12 protein-coding genes are annotated in these 18917 nt (G+C 54.1%); 3 read left to right on the top strand and 9 right to left on the bottom strand.

Going from position 1 to position 18917, the window contains the following annotated elements; genetic code table 11:
• Window positions 1–33: 33 nt before the first annotated feature.
• From G6R38_RS13840 to G6R38_RS13805, 8 genes are all read right to left on the bottom strand, one after another.
• A complete protein-coding gene (locus G6R38_RS13840) occupies window positions 34–1218 on the bottom strand; it encodes an NPCBM/NEW2 domain-containing protein (protein ID WP_166826273.1) in 1185 nt (394 codons plus the stop codon).
• 93 nt (window positions 1219–1311) lie between these two features.
• Window positions 1312–3129: a hypothetical protein gene (locus G6R38_RS28040; protein ID WP_240928192.1), complete on the bottom strand. Its 1818-nt coding sequence runs from the start codon at window positions 3127–3129 to the stop codon at window positions 1312–1314.
• Window positions 3130–3184: 55 nt separating this feature from the next.
• Window positions 3185–5866 carry a hypothetical protein gene (locus G6R38_RS13830; protein WP_166826268.1) on the bottom strand — a complete coding sequence of 894 codons (2682 nt, stop codon included), beginning with the start codon at window positions 5864–5866 and terminating at the stop codon, window positions 3185–3187.
• Between the two features lie 41 nt (window positions 5867–5907).
• Window positions 5908–8496, bottom strand: coding sequence for a VWA domain-containing protein (locus tag G6R38_RS13825; RefSeq protein WP_166826263.1), 2589 nt, complete (start codon window positions 8494–8496; stop codon window positions 5908–5910).
• Between the two features lie 18 nt (window positions 8497–8514).
• Window positions 8515–10857 (bottom strand): BatA domain-containing protein, encoded by a 2343-nt coding sequence (locus tag G6R38_RS13820; RefSeq protein WP_166826259.1) that lies wholly within the window; start codon window positions 10855–10857, stop codon window positions 8515–8517.
• A 42-nt stretch (window positions 10858–10899) separates the two neighbouring features.
• On the bottom strand, window positions 10900–11811 hold the full coding sequence (locus G6R38_RS13815) for a DUF58 domain-containing protein (RefSeq protein ID WP_206028576.1): 912 nt from the start codon (window positions 11809–11811) through the stop codon (window positions 10900–10902).
• Window positions 11777–12850, bottom strand: a complete 1074-nt coding sequence (locus G6R38_RS13810) for an AAA family ATPase (RefSeq protein WP_166826256.1) — start codon at window positions 12848–12850, stop codon at window positions 11777–11779. Before G6R38_RS13810 ends, G6R38_RS13815 begins: the two co-directional genes overlap by 35 nt.
• A 209-nt stretch (window positions 12851–13059) precedes the next feature.
• On the bottom strand, window positions 13060–14271 hold the full coding sequence (locus tag G6R38_RS13805; RefSeq protein WP_166826254.1) for a sulfatase-like hydrolase/transferase: 1212 nt from the start codon (window positions 14269–14271) through the stop codon (window positions 13060–13062).
• Between the two features lie 202 nt (window positions 14272–14473).
• Here G6R38_RS13805 and G6R38_RS13800 point away from each other — a divergent pair, with 202 nt between their 5' ends.
• The 3 genes from G6R38_RS13800 (at window position 14474) to G6R38_RS13790 (ending at window position 17420) form a co-directional block, all read left to right on the top strand.
• Window positions 14474–15442, top strand: coding sequence for a hypothetical protein (locus G6R38_RS13800; protein WP_166826251.1), 969 nt, complete (start codon window positions 14474–14476; stop codon window positions 15440–15442).
• Window positions 15443–15525: 83 nt separating this feature from the next.
• Window positions 15526–16509, top strand: coding sequence for an NTP transferase domain-containing protein (locus tag G6R38_RS13795; RefSeq protein ID WP_166826248.1), 984 nt, complete (start codon window positions 15526–15528; stop codon window positions 16507–16509).
• A 188-nt stretch (window positions 16510–16697) separates the two neighbouring features.
• Window positions 16698–17420, top strand: a complete 723-nt coding sequence (locus G6R38_RS13790; RefSeq protein WP_166826245.1) for a hypothetical protein — start codon at window positions 16698–16700, stop codon at window positions 17418–17420.
• Window positions 17421–17493: 73 nt separating this feature from the next.
• Here G6R38_RS13790 and G6R38_RS13785 read toward each other — a convergent pair whose 3' ends face one another.
• Entirely contained in the window at window positions 17494–18786 is a 1293-nt protein-coding gene (locus G6R38_RS13785) for a glucose-1-phosphate adenylyltransferase (protein ID WP_166826242.1), read from the bottom strand.
• Window positions 18787–18917: the final 131 nt, after the last annotated feature.

Genomic DNA, 18917 nt, shown 5'->3' with positions numbered 1-18917 from the left:
GGCCTTCGTTCCCAACGTCTCTAAAAGACGGTGTTACTTGATGACGCGGGCTTCAGCCAAGTCGAGATGGTCGGACAAATCAAAGTTGCCGGCTTTCTCGTTGAAGCCGACGAAAATCTCAAGATTGATGACATCACTCACATCAAGATCGACAGCAACTGGGTCATCCGTTCCTGTGACGACCTGCTTCAGCAACTCTTTGCCGTCACCACTGATGATGACCTCGACATTACCTAACCCATTACTGGCAACAGCTTCGTCGATTCCCATCACCGCCTTAAACCGAGTGAAATCTCCACCGATCCGGTAGGTCAGTCGCGTCTGCGAATGAATCCACAGGCCCCGCTCGTAAACTTGGTCTCCGAGTTTCAACGGGTCGCCTTGGAAATTTCGATTGCGAAGGACTTTGTATTCCAAGTCCCAAAACGGAGTGTGTTCGGTTTTTCGCGGTTCCATGTCCGAGAGGTAACGGATTTTTCCGAGACTAAAATCGAGCGTTTTGATCGACTCCATCGAAATCGAGAATTCCGATCCCCCCAGCAATTTGCCGTTCAGTTTTCCGTCGTTCGAGACCAACGATTGGACTTGGAATTTGGCATCGCTGGTCAGGATGACATCGCAAACAGCAGCGGTTTTTGGGACATCACGGTTGGCGTACACGATGCCGAAAACCCGTTCTCGCGGTAGCGGAACCTCGCGACTCCCAAGAAGAAACTTCACTTTGTCGTCGTTGACTTCGCTGACAACACCTTGGACAAAGTCCAGTTTGTCTCCTTTGCGGATGATGAGTAGATCCCGATCGGGATCACGTGTTCGCAAGTCCTGCCACGCCGGGCCAACTTTGGAGTCCAATGCTCCGAAACGAACGGTACTCACCGAGGGCAATTTCAACTCGAGTGTCCCGAGACTCGATGTCTCGACCGTCGCCTGTTGTCCTGTGGTAAGGAAATTCGACGCCGAAAATGAACTCCCGTCCGTTAGTCGAATCGCCAACTCCTCCGGCATGGAGACCGATTCTGGCATGTCCGTTTTCGGACGGACCGTCATCACGCCTTTCAGTTTGACGGTCTTCTCCTGCCCGGACACGTCGATCACAATGTTCGACTCATCTAGGGATTGCAGCACGCCTTCAAATGATTCCCCACTCAACAGCGTGACTTCGACCGGTGCCGCTGACACACCGAGTGAGAGAATCGTTGCGGCAATGAGTGGAATCATCTCAATTTATCCTCGCTCAGGAAGTCCGTTTCCAAAATCTGATTCAACATTCTACCGACCGACGCCCTGCCCAGACAGTCAAAGACAGCCAGGTCACTTGTTGCGGCCAGTCGCAAGATTGTAGGTTGCCTCTTGAATTCGTCGCTGACGATGCGACAACTGCTGCAATTGGTCGACGATATCCGGATCTTCGGCCAACTCACCGTCGGGTGTGTTAACCATTCGACTGAGTCGGCGAGTCATTCGATTGATCCGAAGTTGCAGTGAACGCAGCATTTTCAATTCCGCCAATTGGTCAACAAGCGGTGGATCGGACGGTTGGCCGTCTTTGGGTTTCTGCTGCTGTTTCTTCTTCTCTTTGAGTTTCTCCATCTCTTTCTTCAACGCTTCCAAGACCTCGCCCAAAGCCTCGATGATATCTTTCTCGATCGCTTGAGTCAGTTCGCCAGCCTTGGATTCGTTCAATCGCCGAGCCACATTAAGCATGTCCTCACGGAGCTGTTCGACAGCTTCCGGGAATGCCACTGAAGACCCTTCTTGCTTGAGCAATTCCAACGCTTTCGCAGCTTCCAGAGCAATGTCATTCTCATCGCCCCCAAGTCGTTTTGCCTCGGCACCGTGACGGTTTTCGTCCCACTCAGTCACATTGCCTAATCCCACAGTCCTTTGGTAGACCAACTTCTGCATCGCGAGCATGCGGAGAAAACGCGCTTCCAACGCCGCCAACAACATCTCCCGCTCTTCCTCACGAAGTTGTCGGAGGATTTCTTCTAACTTCTCTTTGGCTTCGATGAGTTTCTTGAGAGCTTCATCCTGCTCTTTCGATGCACCGTCACGATTCTTCTTTTTCAGTTCTTGAATCGCGCGTTCCATTGCGTCTCGGGCTTGCTCAATTTCTTCACGCCCCGGAGTCCGATCGTCCTTGGGTTTGGCATCGTCGGATTTCGAATCGCCGTCTTGCTTTTCACCAGGTTTTTGCTCGCCCGGTTGTCCCGACTGACCAGGTTTCGGCTTTCCTTCTCCCGGTTTCGGTTCGCCTGGTTTCCCCTCTCCCGGTTTGCCTTCGCCGGGTTTTGGTTCACCGGATTTCTGATCTCCCGGTTTGCCCTCGTTTGGCTTTTGATCCCCGGGTTTGCCTTCGTTCGGTTTGCCGTCTCCCGGCTTTTTATCCCCAGGTTTGCCGTCTTTCGGTTCGCCATCACCTGGTTTCTTGTCGCCGTCATTGGAGTCACCGTCTTTCTTGTCGCCCGGTTTGCCCTCGCCTTCGCCTTCTTTCCCATCCTGTTCGGCATTCTTAGCGGCGTCTTGTTGGTCGATTTTCTCGATCAGGTCTTGAGTTTGTTTGGCAATCTTTCCCTGAGCTTCCGCCAATCGCTCGGTATCCTCACCACGTTCTGTTTGACTGCGGATGTGGAATTCCTTGTCAGCGATCACCTTCAAATCTTTCAACAGGTCCTTGATGCGTTCCTGCTCCGCTTTGATTTCCGCACTGCGGTTCTCACTTGTAAGCAGTTTTAGCAATGCCTGCATTTCACTCAGCACTGAATCCTGGCGTTCAATCGCTTCACCAAATTCGGTGCTTTCGAGCAGATCGACGATCGAATCCATCTGATTGGAAATGCGTTGTTCGCGACTCATTCGAATCGCGCGGACCAGCAGTTCCGCACGATCTGGGTCCGTCCGTTGCAAATACTCCGCCATCTTCAGCAGGGTTTTGTCGAACTGCCGATAACGGGCAGCCACAGACCGCTGCTCTTCCAAGGCGGACTGCTCGCTCGCCGCTTTCTCGGTCGCCGCGGCCTTGTCTTCGTCTTCCTGCGACCATGCGAACTGCCACAGTCCGCCCATCAACACCACACCAGCCAGCAAACCAACTTGCCAAATGCGGTTTTGCGGTTGAGGCTTTCTCATGGCTGTACTCCCAAAGTCACTATGACGAAATTTTCTGTCTGGTGAGACGAGTCGGTCAATCGAACAGTTCCAAGACTTTGTTCAAATCATCGATCTGTTGTTCCTCGGCGAGTTCCTTGGCCTTCTTGGTCGCTTCAATCATTTGTTGAAGGTTCCCGACGAGTTCCTGGTAACTCGCCAACTCCTGCATTTCCTTAAGGACGATCCGAAGATCCCGCAACAATGCCTCGGTTTGGCTAACGCTATCCGCGATGGCACTGCGAGGGTCCGCCTTGTTTTCCTGCACATCTTTGAATTTCACGAGTGCTTCGTCGACGGCGGGAAATCGTCGTTCCCCAATGCGGTCTAGGGGGTCGATAATCAACTCACGAAGCGATTGCACCATCTTGGGATTCGCAATGCCATTGTTCCCCAGCTCTTCCAGAATCTCTTCGAAATCTTGCTGGATGCTACGGGTGTCGGCTGCGTCCTTGCTGATTTTCTGCATTGAACGTGTCGCGATCGACGTGAGTTCCAAACGGTTTTCACGTTCGGATTCACTCTCTGACTCAGGATCGGCATTGATCGTGTTCGCCAGTTCGGTCGCCTTTTGCAGTTCCGCAAGCACACCGGTCGCCGGCTTGTTGGCATCGGCCCCACCGACTTCCTCGATGACCTGCTCAAACCTCGCCAACAGCCCCAACTCTTTTTGATAAAGAATAGTCAATAACTCTTCCTGACTGACAACACGGAAAACGTATTCCGGTTTCGGTTGTGCCCGTGTCCCGTGGGGGCCATTGATGTCGTCACCATCCTCCGCGTAGATCGACAGATGCAATACATCCCCGATTTTGAGTGGACGTGGACCGGTCTCATCATTAACGAGGATTTTTGAAACATCGAACCGGGTCGCAGGTTGCTCGTCGGATTGGAATTGATAGACCGAACTAACTCCGTTCGGCGGATTTTCAAACTCGCGAACCTGCCACGCAGGGCCAGTCAAAAATTGCCCTTCCGGTGTGGCGACTCGATATTCAAATCGGGCATCCGCGACGCCATAGTCGTCCCGAATTTCTCCGGTCACGGGGATACTGGCTTTCGCGGTGATAAATTCACCGATGCCTCGAAACTTCGCTTCGATCTCCGGGGAAAGATCGGCAATTCCGTTAATCGTTAGACGAGACGCCTCTTGACTGATAATCCCGTCCGTGTCTTCGAGGAAGACACGCAGCAGCGTGTTCGCTGACAACGGAATCGCAGTGAGCGGCTGTTGCATCCATTTTGCAGATGAGCCGACCCATGCTGCCGAGGAGACCGAACCCGCTACTCCCCCAGTCAGCAGTGGTAGGAAGACGGGCGGCGATAGTTGTAATTCGGCGTCGGCATTCAATGCCATGGGGAGATGAAGTTTGTCGGAACCCGCGGTCAGCACCTTCGTGGCGAACCCGTCTGCAAAGGGTAATTCGACATACGGGAGTCCGTCCTGCGAAAGCAATTCCAGCTTTGCGGTTCCCGGTTCGGTCACATCGCCATTTTCGTCCACGTTTGCCGCACGAACGGTCAAAAAGAATTGATCGGTTTCAATTCGCAGACCATTCAGTGGCTTATTCGCGGTGGCGTGCATCAGGAGTTGCGTTTCCAACGGCAGCGACACCGAAGTGCCTCGCACAAGTTCTTGCAACTCACGTTGTTTCCGCTCGTCGTCATCTTTGGGTGGTTCCGTGTTGTTCAATCTTGTGTAATCGGGGTACCGTCGTTCAAGGCGGACTTCGTCAATCGTTGGCGGATCGACCACCATCACCCGATAACGGAGACGACTACGATAATCCCCACCGAAGACTGTGAAAGTCATGCCATCGAGGAGATTACTGACCGTCTGCCGAAACTCCCGTTCAGAACCCCGAACGGGATTCATCAAGATTTCCGCCCCGCCGCGTCCACCGTCGAGTTCGTAGTCCCAATACACTTCTTCGGGGACCAACCATTTTTTGCCGGTCTCCTCGTCTTCTTCCGGCACGAAAACGGAAAGCGTGAAGTCCGCGCCGCGTGGGTGCTTGTAGATGCGTTCTTCGCCAAATTCGCGGACGTCGTTCACTGCCGCTTCGAACACGCGTGGAACCAGGAGCGTATCGCGATCCCAGTATTCGTCATCCAAACCGACAAACGCCCGGTACCAATAGCCCACCGCTTCAGAATTTAAAACGCCAAAGGTAATCACCGAAGCGAGCACGAAAGTCGCCAAAGTGGCGGCCACTCCCAACGGTCGCCCTTGGAAGACGTCCTTCAATGGCAGACGCTCCGCTTCTTGACGGGCTTCGTCAACGGTGCGTTGTCGCAGAGCCTGTGTAAATTCTGTCTCGTAGTGATCCCGCCGAGCCGGGGCCTCGACGGCTGTGATGAGTCGGTCATCGAGCGTCGGAAACCGTCGTTCCAATACCAGGGCAAGTGCTTTGGTCCGCAGTTGTCGGAATAGTCTCCACGCGAGCAACGCAAGCAAGACGGCCACGACCGACAACACTGCTGCCAGGTCCAAAGCAATCCGGAACCATCGCGGTAGCTCGAGACGACTTAGCTTGAAGTAGCCCCAGTTCAGGCCCAACGTGATCCAAAAAAGAGCCCCGACCACGACCAACACCCAAGCCAAGCCCTCCAAAAACACGTACGTGCGGATTCGCCGTCTCAATCTCGCCAGTACGGATTGAATCTCCGGCGGGGTGGATGCCGTGGCTGATTGATGAATTGTTTCGGATGAAGACATGGTGCAGCGACCGTATGAATCTGACAATCGTGACAAAATCGTTAAGCCAACCGGAGCAGTTTCCGAGTCAACCATTCCATCGACAACAAACCCACCAACAAATAAAGCACCCACTGCCGGTCCCAGAGCGTCTCAATGCGTTGATGACGTGGCACCGTTCGGGATTGATCGGTTAATTGCGGAGGCAACTTTTCAGCCGCTTCCGAGATCGAAAAGTATTCGCCGCCGGTTTGCCGAGCAACTTCGGTGAGCAGCCGAACGTTTTGCTCCGGATTGATGTCCTCCAGCCCCGGGAAAACGACCTCAACCGTTTCCTCACGGAATTGACTTTCCGTTCCTGGCACTGGCAGTTTCAACGTGTATCGTCCCGGCGTGGTGGCCCGAAAATCACCGACGAACTCGCCTGGCTGGACCCCGCTTGGATACAACACCGGTTCGGGAAAGACTTCTTCCCCGTTGGGAGCGATCAGTCGCAATGTGACCGACTCAGCAGTTGATGGCACCAAATCGCCGCTGCGGTTATCCAATAAGATCGCCCGAACGACGACCGTCTCGCCGAGCATCACTTCGCGTTTTTCCGGCAGCAACGTGACTGGCGAACTTCCACGACTTCGCCGCCCTTGCCCGACTTCGCGAATCATCTTCGTCCATAGTCGTTCGTGATAGTCGACTGACATCTCCCGTAGCCGCCACGTTTCCGCACTTCCCAGATACATAGTGCGTCCGGTTCCGTAGATTTGCGATGCCAGCAAAATCGGTCGGCCGTTCTCGTCCATCATGCGAGAATCGCCAAACAGGGAATAAACAGTGGCTCCCGCCTTGGCACCGGCTGTCGGATAACAGCGGTAGAACCCTGGGAAATCGGTGGTCCAAAGTTCGATCGATTCTTGCGGTGAATCTGCGACTTGCAAAAAGCCCGCAGTCGCTCCAGCCGGCTCAAGCAGAAGCGGCCACGCTTGTGTAGACGAGTTGTTCAATTCCAAGTCGAGAAACAAACTGGGACTCAAGAACACCGGGTACAACGCTTGAATTGGTTCGAGATTGTCGCCCGCTGTCGCGAGATCCGGCGTAAAGACATCGCCCGCGACGAAAATGATCCCGCCGGAAAATTCGCTGACCCACCGCTGAAGCAGTTCGACGGTATCCGGTCTCGTCGCAACCAGCTCTTTCCAATCTGGATCGAAGAACACGATGACATCGTAACCCGTTTCGTCATCTTCCCGCGTCGGGTCACCGTTCAGCTCCTGCATAGTGGTGGGGAAGCCTGGGAGCAATTCATCGACATCTTGGCTGACACTGTCAATCGTGCCTGGATCGATGGATTGAAGATACGCATCGACTTTGATGCCCTGATGCCGCATCAACATCCCCGAAAGGAACCGATAGTCTCGCATCGGCCCACCAGCAACGAGCAGCACTCGCGTCCGCTTTTCACTGATATTGACGGTTGCATCTTTCTGGTTGTCGTCGTCCTTCAACTCAGCGACGACCTGGGTCGGCTGTGCTTCGACCACGTATCGGACGGTTTGCGGATCGTCCCATTTTTCGTCGAACACAACCTTGGTCGGTACCCCATCCTCACCCAAGGTGATTGTCTGCCGACTTCGTTCTTCCGGCGGAAGTTCCTGATCACCGACCATTCGCTGGGCTTTCAGGATCACTTCGACCGTCTCGCCTTCGAAGTTTTGGCCTTGTACGTACGCCGAGATCTCGAACGCGTCCTTGGTGTGAACGAGTGTGGGCGACTCCATGCTGGAGATGGTCACGTTGCGTTGCGGATCCGTGCTGCCGACACCGATCGTGAAGATTTTCACGCCATCTTGTCCACGAGCCGCTTCGATCGCACTACTATAACCGATGCCAGCATTGGACGCTCCATCAGAGACAACGATAATGCCCGACGCGGTTTTGCTACGAAATTCTTGAAGCACCTCAACCAGCGATTCACCGAGTCGGGTATCTTGATCAGTTTCTGTTGGCGTGACGACATTCTTCCAGAAGTCCACGCGTGCCTCTTGGACCTCCGCGGTGTCAGATCGATTCTCGCGGTAGATTTCCGGTCGATCAATCTTTGGGTCCGTCCCGTCTGGTTCAACTTCCTCCGCACTCGGCTGCAAAGCGAGTTTCTTCGGGCCTTCCTGAAGTTGTCGGCTGAATACGTAAAACTGAACCTGATGTGTTTGGGACAGTCGATCCAATAACGGGGTGTTCGCCAGCAGATCAACAACGGCTTCCGTTCGCGTTTGGCGTTGCCGTGCGGGTGGTGAGGAGTCGTCCAGGTTCTCCGCAGGAAAACGCATCGAAAGCGAACGGTCCAACAGAATTGCGACCTGCGACGGCTTGTGAGCGAAGGTTTGTCGACTGTTGTGCGGATTGAGATAGATCACCGCAATGCCAACTAAAACTCCAACACGTAAAAGCAGGAGCCATACGGTCCAGACCGGCGACAGTCGCTTGGTATCACGGAGATACATCCAAACCACGTAGGCGATAAGCAATCCGGCGACGCAAACCAACAGCAAACCATGCTCGAAGGTTTTCGGAAGGTCGTATTGCAGTTTCTCCGTGGTCACAGAGACGCGTTCGTCCGTGGTAGCCGCGAAGATTGATGCGATCCAAAATTGACTCATACCATATCCATCAGGAGATCAGCGTTTGGCCCCTGTCTCCGGGTGATAACTGAAGCGATAGGCCAACGTCTGTTCGATAATGAGCAGGCCAATCAAAAGGTACAGCAGATAATTTCGCATTTCACGCCCGGGGTCGACGCCCTGGCTGATGTAGTCCGTCTCGCCATATTCCCGAACGAAGACGTTATCGGTTTCACCAATCGTCTTTCGAAGTTCTTCCGTGCTCGCAATGGAAGTATGGCCTTCCTGACGAGAGACGTTGTAGGCGAACGCACCGTCTTTCGGCAGGTTCGGCAGTCGCGGCCGGGCCCGATAACCGTAGATACCGGGTGTGTTGGTCGCTAGATACTCCGCTACAAACCGATCGGCATTCGGGTCTGGCTCATCGCTCGACTCTTCCGCTTCCTCCTCGGTTGGTTCCGGCGAGACGCGTTTCATGTCGTATTCGACGGCACGTCCTTCACCACTTCCCGGCAGCAGAAAGTCGATCTTCTGGTCATAGTCGAGCGCTGGAAAATCCAGCCGAATTGGCGTTCCGATCTCTCGTTGTCGAAGGATTTCGTCCGGTTTCGCGACGAATTTTTGAATCTGCTGTATCAACGGAAGAAACGCCAACCGCTCGGCTAAGTTTGTCCAGGGTGGACCGGCGGAAGTGAGCAGCGTCACGACACGGCCGCGACCAAACTGATGCTCAAACAGGACGGGAGCACCATTCTTGAGCCGTCCAATGGTCGTCACTCCATCGAGGCGGACATCATCCGACGGTTCCCAGTCTTCCGCCACGGGAATGTACTGGTCGACCCGCACATCGTTCAGCATTTGACTTTCGCTGTCCGCGATATTCTCGCTGATCGCGTGCGGCTCCAGTAATAAGTCAGGCGAAGTCGAGGTCGGATCATCGTGTGTGAGTACAGATCGAGAATCTGCCAACGGAACCGGAAACAACGATTCACCATCGCGTTCCCATTTTCCTTCGTTGTTTTTCTCCCACTTTCCAACGATGGCGTTAAAGATGTCCGCGTCGGCGTTCATTCCCTTGGCCCAGACCAGTCCGCCACCGTCACGCACGTAGGCCTCAAGTTGCTCGATCGCATCGGGAGGCAACGTGATTGGGGTTCCGTTCTCGGGTGGCTCTTTGTCGTGATCGAGAATGTAAATTGAGCGGAACGACGACAGCGGGTTTGTTCGCAGGAAATCGACCGACTCCACACGCGGCGAAATCCCTGTCAGTGCGGGATCGGGAGCCAACGCGAATCGTAGCACATCCTCCGCTTCGCCATTGATATCATTACTGACAATCAGAACATTGTTCTGGAGCGGAACATTGATCGTTAGAAAACGGTCGTTATCGACGGACAGGGAATCACTGGCAATATCAACCCGAATCCGGTGTAACCCGCCCTCTTGAAAAGTGATGTCCTTAACCTGCGTGATGGTTTCACCGGCTTCGATTTTGTCGAAAGCGACCGCCAGTGGCAGTTTCTCGCCGTCGACACTCAATGAGAGACGAACATCTTCCGCCACTTGGTTCCCGTAGTTCTGCACACCGATCGAAAACCGAACGGGAACACCGACCGCGGCCGCCTGGACGTCGGCATCGAGTTGCACGATCCCCAGGTTTGGCGACGATTCGCCACTCGCGCGGATAAGATTCACAGTCACGCCGTCATCGCTCAAACTCTGAACTGCCTTGCCGAGTGACGGATCACCTTGCCAATCGTTCGAGCGGAAGTCTGATAGCACGTGTAGATGCTTGATAATCGCCCGGTCGCTTTTCAATTTTTGACCAGCGATTTCAATTCCCTCTTCGATATCCAGCCTTTGGAAACTGCATTCCAGCGAGTCCAATTTGTCTTCTAAGTCGCTAAGCAAATTTTCGTCGACGTCTTGCTGTGCGATGTAAAGAGCATCGAGTTCGGAGAGCAAAATCATCGAGAATTGTTGCGTTCCCGGTCGGCGAGAACCTTCCTCGACAAGTTGCCGAATCACCTTCTTCGCGTCTTCGAACGCCGTCGTGTTACCGACACGGGTTTGCATCGAAGCGCTATCGTCCAGCAGGACCAAATGATGAGCTTTGCCATTCCCGCTGAACACGGAGAGACGGGCATCGAGCACCAATCGCCCCAACAATGCGGCCAACGCCAGAACAATCAGAATCCGTAACAGCAGCAGCAACAGTTGCTCCATCAGCAGTCGCCGACGGTTTCGCTGTTGCGCTTCGAGAAGGAACTCCATCGCGGCGAACTTCACCCGGCGATAGCGGACCCGATTGATCAAATGGATGATGATCGGCGCAAGAACCAACACTCCGCCGATTGCGGCGATGGTCGGGTTCAAGAAGAATTGAGCGAGAGACGTCATCGTGATGTCTAGCTTAAGTGGAGAGGTCGTCGCGACCGACGTTCAGTTCCGTACGGTTTGCCGCATCCCAATTCGATGATTCAAATAGTGAGCCAGCACCGCATCCAGATGTTCGCTGGTCCGAATGACTTGGTAATCGACCAGTGTCCGTGCACAATGCTGACGAAGTTCATCGAGGAATTTCTGCAACGCTTTCTGGTAGGCTTCTCGCAACGATCGTGGATCACAAACGAGTTCGCCCGCGTCTTCCATGCCTTCAAACTTTGTCGTGCCGGCATATTCGAAGTCGATTTCTTGATCGTCCATGACGTGAAACAGCAGCACATCGTGTCCACGATGCCTCAGCAATTTCAAACCTTTGAACAACCCTTCCCGATCCGCGAACATATCGGAGATCAGCACGACCAAGCCTTTTTGCGTTTTCTCCTCCGCCACATATCGCAGAACGGAATACATGTCCGTTTTCTTCGATGGGTTTTCGGCGTTGAGGGAGGCAAGCAAGGCGTGTAAATGATTCTGCCGACTCCGCGCTGGCACAACGTTTCGGATGCCTTCATCGAACGTAACCAAGCTGACGGCATCTTGCTGCTTGAGCAGTAGATACGCTAACGCGGCGGCGATCGTGCAGCCATATTCGAACTTGTTCATCGCCCCCGTACCAAACTGCATCGATTCACTCAAATCGACCAGCAGTGTGGTTCGCAGATTCGTATCTTCCTCGAATAGTTTGAGGTAGTACTTGTCTGTCTTCGACCAAACTTTCCAGTCGATCCGTCGAATGTCGTCCCCCGCGACGTATTCACGGTGTTGGACGAACTCGACAGACTGACCAAAGTACGGGCTGCGATGAATACCGGAAAGAAACCCTTCCACGATGTGTCGGGCACGAACTTCAAGCCGCGAAACTCGGGCAAGCGCCTCAGGAAGCAAAAATCTTCTGGAATCGGCTGTCACTGGTCAATCCGCCTTCTTTGGAGGGTGTTTCCTCGATCAACCGATCGATAACGCGGTCTGGGGTGATCCCTTCGCTTTCGGCAGCGAAGTTCGCCACAATCCGATGTCGAAGAACCGGCTTGGCTAATGCGGCGACATCCGAAGTCGACACATGCCCACGACCGGTCAGCAATGCCCGGGTTTTCGCACCGAGCAGCAAATTCTGGACGGCTCGTGGACCGGCTCCCCAACTGAGCCACTCTTCGACAAAATCCGGAGTTCCCGGCCGCCCTACACGTGTTTGCCGAACCAACGCCAGTGCGTATTCGACGACGTGGTCGGTTACCGGGACTTGTCGCACAATCTTTTGCAGTTGCAGGACTTCTTCACCGTCGAGGACGACTTCGATGTCATCAGCCTGAACCGCAGTCGTTTGCTTGGCGATCTGCTTTTCTTCTTCAAAGGTGGGATAGTCAACCAGCACCTTGAACATGAATCGGTCTTGCTGGGCTTCTGGCAGTGCGTAAGTCCCTTCTTGCTCGATTGGGTTCATGGTTGCCAAAACGAAGAACGGATCGGACAGCACATGCCGCGCCTGCCCCACTGTGACCTGCCGTTCCTGCATCGCCTCCAACAAAGCGGCCTGCGTTTTCGGCGGAGTTCGGTTGATTTCGTCCGCGAGCACCACATTGTGAAACAACGGGCCGGAGATGAATCGGAACTCGCGTTGGCCGGTTTCGCGGTTCTCTTGCAGCACGTCCGTTCCGGTGATGTCCGCCGGCATCAGGTCCGGCGTAAACTGGATACGGGCGAAAGTCATTGACAACGACCGAGCCAACGTGCTGATCATCAGCGTTTTTGCCAGACCAGGCACACCTTCCAGTAAGCAGTGCCCCCGACTGAACAACGCAATCAACAACTGCTCGACGACGGTCTCCTGACCGACGATCACCCGCGACATTTGCGCACGGATCGCGTCGTAGGCTTTCGTGATTCGTTCAATCGACTTGTCGATATCTTGAGGCAGCGAACCCGTTGGTCCGGCATTTGAGTCTGTCATAAAGCAATCAATCCTTAGACTGTGTTACCGCCTTCATGCTCTGCGGTGAATTACAAATCTTCGATGACGAATCAATCTCTGAAGGAATCACTCGCCCAGGTTTGGGGTGAAAGGCTCTGAAAAACGAACTCACTGAACTAACTGCATCCCTCACAGCATCTTCGATGCCACGCTCCCGCGCAGCGACAAGGAAGACAGGGTGTTCCTGTCTAAGTTTGTGACGATTCCTTCCCCAAATCCTCACCAACTTTTTCGCAACTCGTCCGAAATTCGCGATATTTCTCGATGAGCTCCTCCACTACACTTGGCTCCTGTCTCGCAAGATTGTGAACACCATGGGCATCTTCCGGGAGCTGGAAGAGCATGGCAATGTCCTCGACAAACGCATCGTCCTCTCCCTCGACGGCCAAGTAATAATCCGCTGTTCTGACGCCGAAACAGAATTTCCGATTCGCCCCCAACTTGATGGAATCGCAATTCCAATCAGAGACATTCGCCATTGGTGTATTGAGGAGCTGACCGAGATCCTGTCCGACCCAATGGTCGGGAGGTTCCACATCTGTCAACATTTTTAGCAAGGTTGGCGCGATATCAACCGTTTGCGTGAGTTCTTTGCGACGCATTGCGGCTTTTTTTTGTGTTCCCCAAACAATTTGAGGGACTCGAACATGCGAGATTGATAATGTTGCCGGACAATCGGGCACAAGTGACGAAAGGATTGGCACGTCGCCGCGTGCGACGGTGACGACAACCACAGGGGAATGGTCAGCGTTGCGGATTTCGTCGCACAGCAATCCGATCTGGCGATCGATCTCTGTAACTCGATCCCGCTGGATTTGCCGCCAAAGTTCCTGCTGTTCTTGGGACACGTTCGCACCGTCCCGAGCCGCCTGGATCAACGTGTCATAAAGTTCGACATCAAAACCGCCCGCCGAAGGAACCGAAGGCCAAGTCTCGACCTTTTGAAAATCCGCATAGCCCGGCGTGTGCAGCCACAATAAACGCGACCGATCTGCGGGTGTCCCCAACCACTTTCGGAGTTGCTCAAGCCCTCGATCGAAAACGCGTCGGTCGAGATCAGGGACTTCTTTTGCGACATTCTCGTCTTCGGCAGGATTTTGGTCCTCATCGGTCGTGACGTGTGAATGCGTGATCAATTGCACGTCAACATCGTGCTCGATCAATAGCTCAAACAGATTCGGTGACGACGGTTCATCCGGCGATGCATGTTCGTATCGCCCGCTCCACCATGCATGACGAGGAGATTCCGTTCCGACGTCTTCCAAGTAATGGGAATCGAAAACCACGCCTTCGGCGGCTAAACGATCCAGCTGGGGAGTCTGTGCACCGACACCGCCATAACAGCCCAACGCGTGAGCTGGCAGTCGATCAAACGAGATGACCAGGACAGTCGAAGGCATCGACGGGCAGTCCGACTTGACTGAGGAAATGATGAAGGACGGATGATAGCGTGTCGAACTTCAGGATGCACGACACACGACGCAAAGTGAGCTATCGATCGAAGAAAAACCTGCCCTCGCAATCCCAGCCACTTGACGGAACCAAGCAATTGGCCAAACAATAGAAACGAAACTTACCTGTCATCCGCTACGGAGTTGACCGATGCCGACCGCCCGTATGTCCCGCTGGCTCTTTTGTTCATTTGCTGCGTATGCTTTAACCGTCGGGTTGCCAGCGATTGGTTTTTCGGCTCCTCCAGCGACCGTCGAACCGGAAACGTCTGAAAAGCCCAGCGTTGAACCCAAGACCGATGCCGACGAAACCAAGTTGGAGCACCCCGAATCGCGATATATTCGCATTCGTCGCAACGATGACGGGGAACCGTTGGCGTTGGAGACCTCGATCGTTCGATTCGTACCCGCAGCCGGTAAGCCCGACGTCGTTCTGGACCTCATCGGAGCGGTCCATGTCGGGGATACCTCTTATTACCGCACTCTCAACGAAGAGTTCACGAAATATGATGTCGTGCTCTACGAATTGGTCGCTGAAAAGGGGACGCGAGTTCCCAAAGGTGGCCGGAAGGGCGGCGATATGTTCCCGGTTCAGATGCTCAAGAACATGCTGAAGCTGGATTCTCAACTGCGGGTTGTCGACTACTCCAAGGAGAATTTCAAGCACGCAGATATGTCGCCCGCCGAAATGAAGAAGGCCATGGAAGAACGTGGCGATACGGGATTCACTCTCATTCTGGGCATCCTGCGAGATATGATCCGCGAAAGCAATCGTATGGCTGCCAAGCAAGCGGCTGATCCGGGTTCCGTCCCGCAAATCTCGTTGATGGATTTGCTTTTCAATCCGGACGGTGGCAAGAAACTTCGCCGAATGATGGCCTTGCAACTCGGTGATCCGCAAGCATCAGCGGCTTTGGGCGAAACCTTGAACACGCTTCTGGTCGAAGACCGGAACCAGGCCGCTCTCAAGGTTTATCAGGAAGAACTCGACAAAGGCACCAAGAAAATTGCGATTTTCTACGGAGCCGCCCATATGCCCGACTTCGAAGAACGACTTGTGAAAAAATTTGGCATGAAAGTGGACAATGTGCGTTGGGTTGAAGCTTGGGATTTGAAATAGCGTCTTCACCAAACGCGTCACATCTGCTATAGCACCGTTTGACTGAGTTGGAAGAGTCGTTCATCCAAATTGGTGGTGCCAAAATGTCTGCTCTCGTCGCCGTTGTGCTGGCTGCTGGAAAAAGTACGCGGATGAAGTCCAGCGTGCCGAAAGTTCTGCATCCGATTTTCGGTCGTCCAATGATCGAATACGTTTTGGATGCCGCTCGCGGCGCTGGTGTGGACCGAATTGTGGTCGTCGTCGGTCACAAGGCGAATGAGGTTCAATCCAGCCTGTCGCACCACTCCGATGTGGAATTCGCCTTGCAATCCGATCAAAAAGGGACCGGGCATGCAGTGATGATGTGTCGTGAGCATCTCGACGACCATGATGGTTCGGTCTTGGTGCTCGCCGGTGATACGCCGCTGCTGAAAAGTTCTTCGTTGGAAGGCTTGCTGCGTGTGCAAGCTGACGAGCGTGCTGCCTGTGTGATTGGGACAGCGGATACGGAAGCGAATTTCGGACTAGGACGAATTGTTCGCGACGATAGCGGCAACTTCCTGCGAATTGTCGAGCAAAAAGACGCCTCGCCCGAAGAGCAACAGATTACGGAAATCAACACCGGGTGCTTCGCGTTCGATTGCCGAAAACTTCTGCAATCATTGACGAAACTCAGCACCGACAATGAACAGGGTGAGTACTATCTCACCGACTGCCCTGCAATCATGAAGGCCGACGGCGACCCCGTAGTGGCCAGCATGCAGTTCGACATCGCGGAAGCAATTGGCGTCAACACGCGATCGCAGTTAGCGACTGTTCGCCAGGCGATTCATACGGCGTCGTTGGAATCTCGGATGCGAGATGGTGTGACCATCCTCGATCCCACGCAAGTCTCCATCGATCCGCGGGCCCGTATCGAGAGCGACACCACCATTCATCCATTTGTGGTCATCGACGGCCCTGTCGGAATTGGCGAGAACTGCGAAATCGGACCGCATAGCGTCCTTCGCGGGTCAGTTCAAATCCCAGCGGAAACCAGCCTTGCCGCGTATTCGCACCTTCAGGTTGAGCCATCCGACGAGGTGTGAAATTCACCGCGTTGGTGAAATCGGTCCCGGAATGCGAGACTGGATGACGGCTGACTGTGTCCGCAATGCACGCGAAAAAACGATGGAGTCAGGACCGCTGCGATGCAAAAGCCGCTATGAGACTGAGAGCATGACTTTCAACAAAATCTGAACTCATTCGAGCCACGGATTCTAAGGAGTTTCACACAATGGTCGGACCAAACACACGACAGCAACTCATCTTCGCGGGCATTCTCTACATCGCGGGAATTTGCGGAGGCCCATCGGTCTTCGCGGGTGTCGTCAAGCCGCTGGAAGACTGGAAGGGCGTGTTGCGGAACAGTGAGTCGCGAAACGTCGCCCCGAAGTCTGGGTTCATCACCGATCAGAAAACCTGGGCGAAAGTCTGGAAGGCTTGGCGGGGAACCGCTGAAGTTCCGGAAATCAATTTCACTCGCGACATGGTGATTGTCGCGACCGTGAGCGGGCCAAATCGAATTCTCATGGCGATGGAATTGGACGCGAAAGGCAATTTGCAGGTGCGGTCAGCGGCAACCAAAATCGGCGGTCCTGGTTTTGGCTACGCGTTGGTCAAGGTGCTCAAAGCGGGAGTTCGGAGCGTCAACGGAAAGCCGCTTGAACCCGGAGACGACTTTGCCGATGCCACCGAACGCATTATTGTCGACATCCGTGGGAAACTTCAGCACGGAGTTGTGGTGATCGGCGGCGAGACGACGGGAACAACCGTCGAAGTCGACAACATCTCTTTGGAACTCGACCTGAGTGCAAACAAAGAGTGGTCAGAAGAGGCCGGCCAACTGAGCGGGAAAATGGTCCGAGTGAAAGGCCGACTGACGAAAAAGAAGGGTGTCGAAGTCGGCGATCGTTGGATCGTCGAGGTGTTCAAATTCGCTCCGTCATGGGACGAATAACACACCGATCGTTCAGCTTATGCACGGAACGCCCAAGGTCAGCGAACCGTGCATGCTGAATAACGATTCCGCATCAATGAGGGCGGAACACATAGCCTTCGGGCAATTGGGCCTCTTTTTGCACGAAGATCACACCGTCTCGCACGACGACTGGCTCTGTGAAGTCCTCGTTGTCGGACATGTCGGGACCAGGTTTGATCGTAACATTCCGACCGATTCGACAGTTCTTGTCGATGATCGCCCCTTCAACGTGGCTGCCCGATCCAATGTTCTCGGATTGCATTTCCGAAGCACCGTAGGCACCGCCGTATTCGTAGAAGTCGGCACCCATCAAGATCGAATCCTTGATGACGGCGTTCCGTCCGATGCGGCATCGAAGACCGACAACGCTATTTTCGATGACGGTGCCTTCACCGATTTCGCAGCCATCGGCGATCATGCTGTTGTTGATGGTCGCTCCGGAAATTTGCGTCGGCGGCAGGAATCGGGCGTGCGTGTAGATCGGTTCGTTCCCGGCGACAAATCGAAACGGTGGCTTCGGTTGTGCCAACGCCAAGTTCGCCTCGTAGAACGCCTTCACCGTCCCAATGTCTTCCCAGTAGCCGTCAAATAGGTGAGCTTGAACCTTCTTCTCTTTCAATGCGAGTGGGAAAATCTGCTTGCCGAAGTCTTCGTAATCGTTCCCTTCGAGGAGTTCGAACAACACGTCCTTCTTGAACAGATAGATCCCCATGTTCGCAAGACAATCGCGGCCTCGGCTTTCGAAACCGAGTTCGTCAATCTTGGCGGGATCGGTCCGGGCATCCGCAAGGGCTTCCGGTGTTTTCGGTTTCTCGACGAAATCGACCACGCGGAACGACGGATCGAGTTTCATGATCCCAAACGCATGAGCTTCTTCACTGGCGACCGGCAGCACGGCGATGGACACGTCGGCGTCCGCATCCTGACATGTCTTCAGCATGTCCGCGTAGTTCATCCGGTATAGTTGATCGCCGGAGAGAATCAGAATGTAGTCGATGCCCGGTTGGTCAAAATACCGCAACTGCTTGCGAACCGCGTCCGCCGTGCCTTGGTACCAATCCGTCCCGCGATTGTTCGTCTGCTGTGCGGCCAGAATCTCGACAAAACCGCCGGAGAAGTTATCGAAGTTGTAAGTCTGGCGAATATGACGGTGCAGACTGACCGAATTGAACTGCGTCAGCAGGTACATCCGGTTGATACCGCTATTCATACAGTTCGAGATTGGGATATCGATCAGCCGATATTTCCCGGCCAACGGTACGGCGGGCTTGGAACGGTAGCGTGTGAGCGGAAATAACCGAGTGCCTTTACCGCCGCCCAAAATGACGCTGAGAACGTTTCGCATGTGAGGTTTTCGACTCAGAAATAGATAAAATGTCGATCGGTCAATCGAAATGTCCGGCTACCGCGCGACGGGCAACAACACGACTGTAGAGGAGGCGTGGTACCAGGAATTCGATCGCATGTGTGTAGAAC

The sequence above is a fragment of the Thalassoroseus pseudoceratinae genome, from assembly GCF_011634775.1.
Taxonomy (GTDB): domain Bacteria; phylum Planctomycetota; class Planctomycetia; order Planctomycetales; family Planctomycetaceae; genus Thalassoroseus; species Thalassoroseus pseudoceratinae.
This window is presented reverse-complemented; position numbering and strand designations above follow the sequence as displayed.

Coding starts and splice junctions, on each gene's coding strand:
- G6R38_RS13840 (WP_166826273.1), bottom strand. CDS start 1,218: ATGATTCCACTCATTGCCGCAACGATTCTCTCACTCGGTGTGTCAGCG.
- G6R38_RS28040 (WP_240928192.1), bottom strand. CDS start 3,129: ATGAGAAAGCCTCAACCGCAAAACCGCATTTGGCAAGTTGGTTTGCTG.
- G6R38_RS13830 (WP_166826268.1), bottom strand. CDS start 5,866: ATGTCTTCATCCGAAACAATTCATCAATCAGCCACGGCATCCACCCCG.
- G6R38_RS13825 (WP_166826263.1), bottom strand. CDS start 8,496: ATGAGTCAATTTTGGATCGCATCAATCTTCGCGGCTACCACGGACGAA.
- G6R38_RS13820 (WP_166826259.1), bottom strand. CDS start 10,857: ATGACGTCTCTCGCTCAATTCTTCTTGAACCCGACCATCGCCGCAATC.
- G6R38_RS13810 (WP_166826256.1), bottom strand. CDS start 12,850: ATGACAGACTCAAATGCCGGACCAACGGGTTCGCTGCCTCAAGATATC.
- G6R38_RS13805 (WP_166826254.1), bottom strand. CDS start 14,271: ATGCCTTCGACTGTCCTGGTCATCTCGTTTGATCGACTGCCAGCTCAC.
- G6R38_RS13800 (WP_166826251.1), top strand. CDS start 14,474: ATGCCGACCGCCCGTATGTCCCGCTGGCTCTTTTGTTCATTTGCTGCG.
- G6R38_RS13795 (WP_166826248.1), top strand. CDS start 15,526: ATGTCTGCTCTCGTCGCCGTTGTGCTGGCTGCTGGAAAAAGTACGCGG.
- G6R38_RS13790 (WP_166826245.1), top strand. CDS start 16,698: ATGGTCGGACCAAACACACGACAGCAACTCATCTTCGCGGGCATTCTC.
- G6R38_RS13785 (WP_166826242.1), bottom strand. CDS start 18,786: ATGCGAAACGTTCTCAGCGTCATTTTGGGCGGCGGTAAAGGCACTCGG.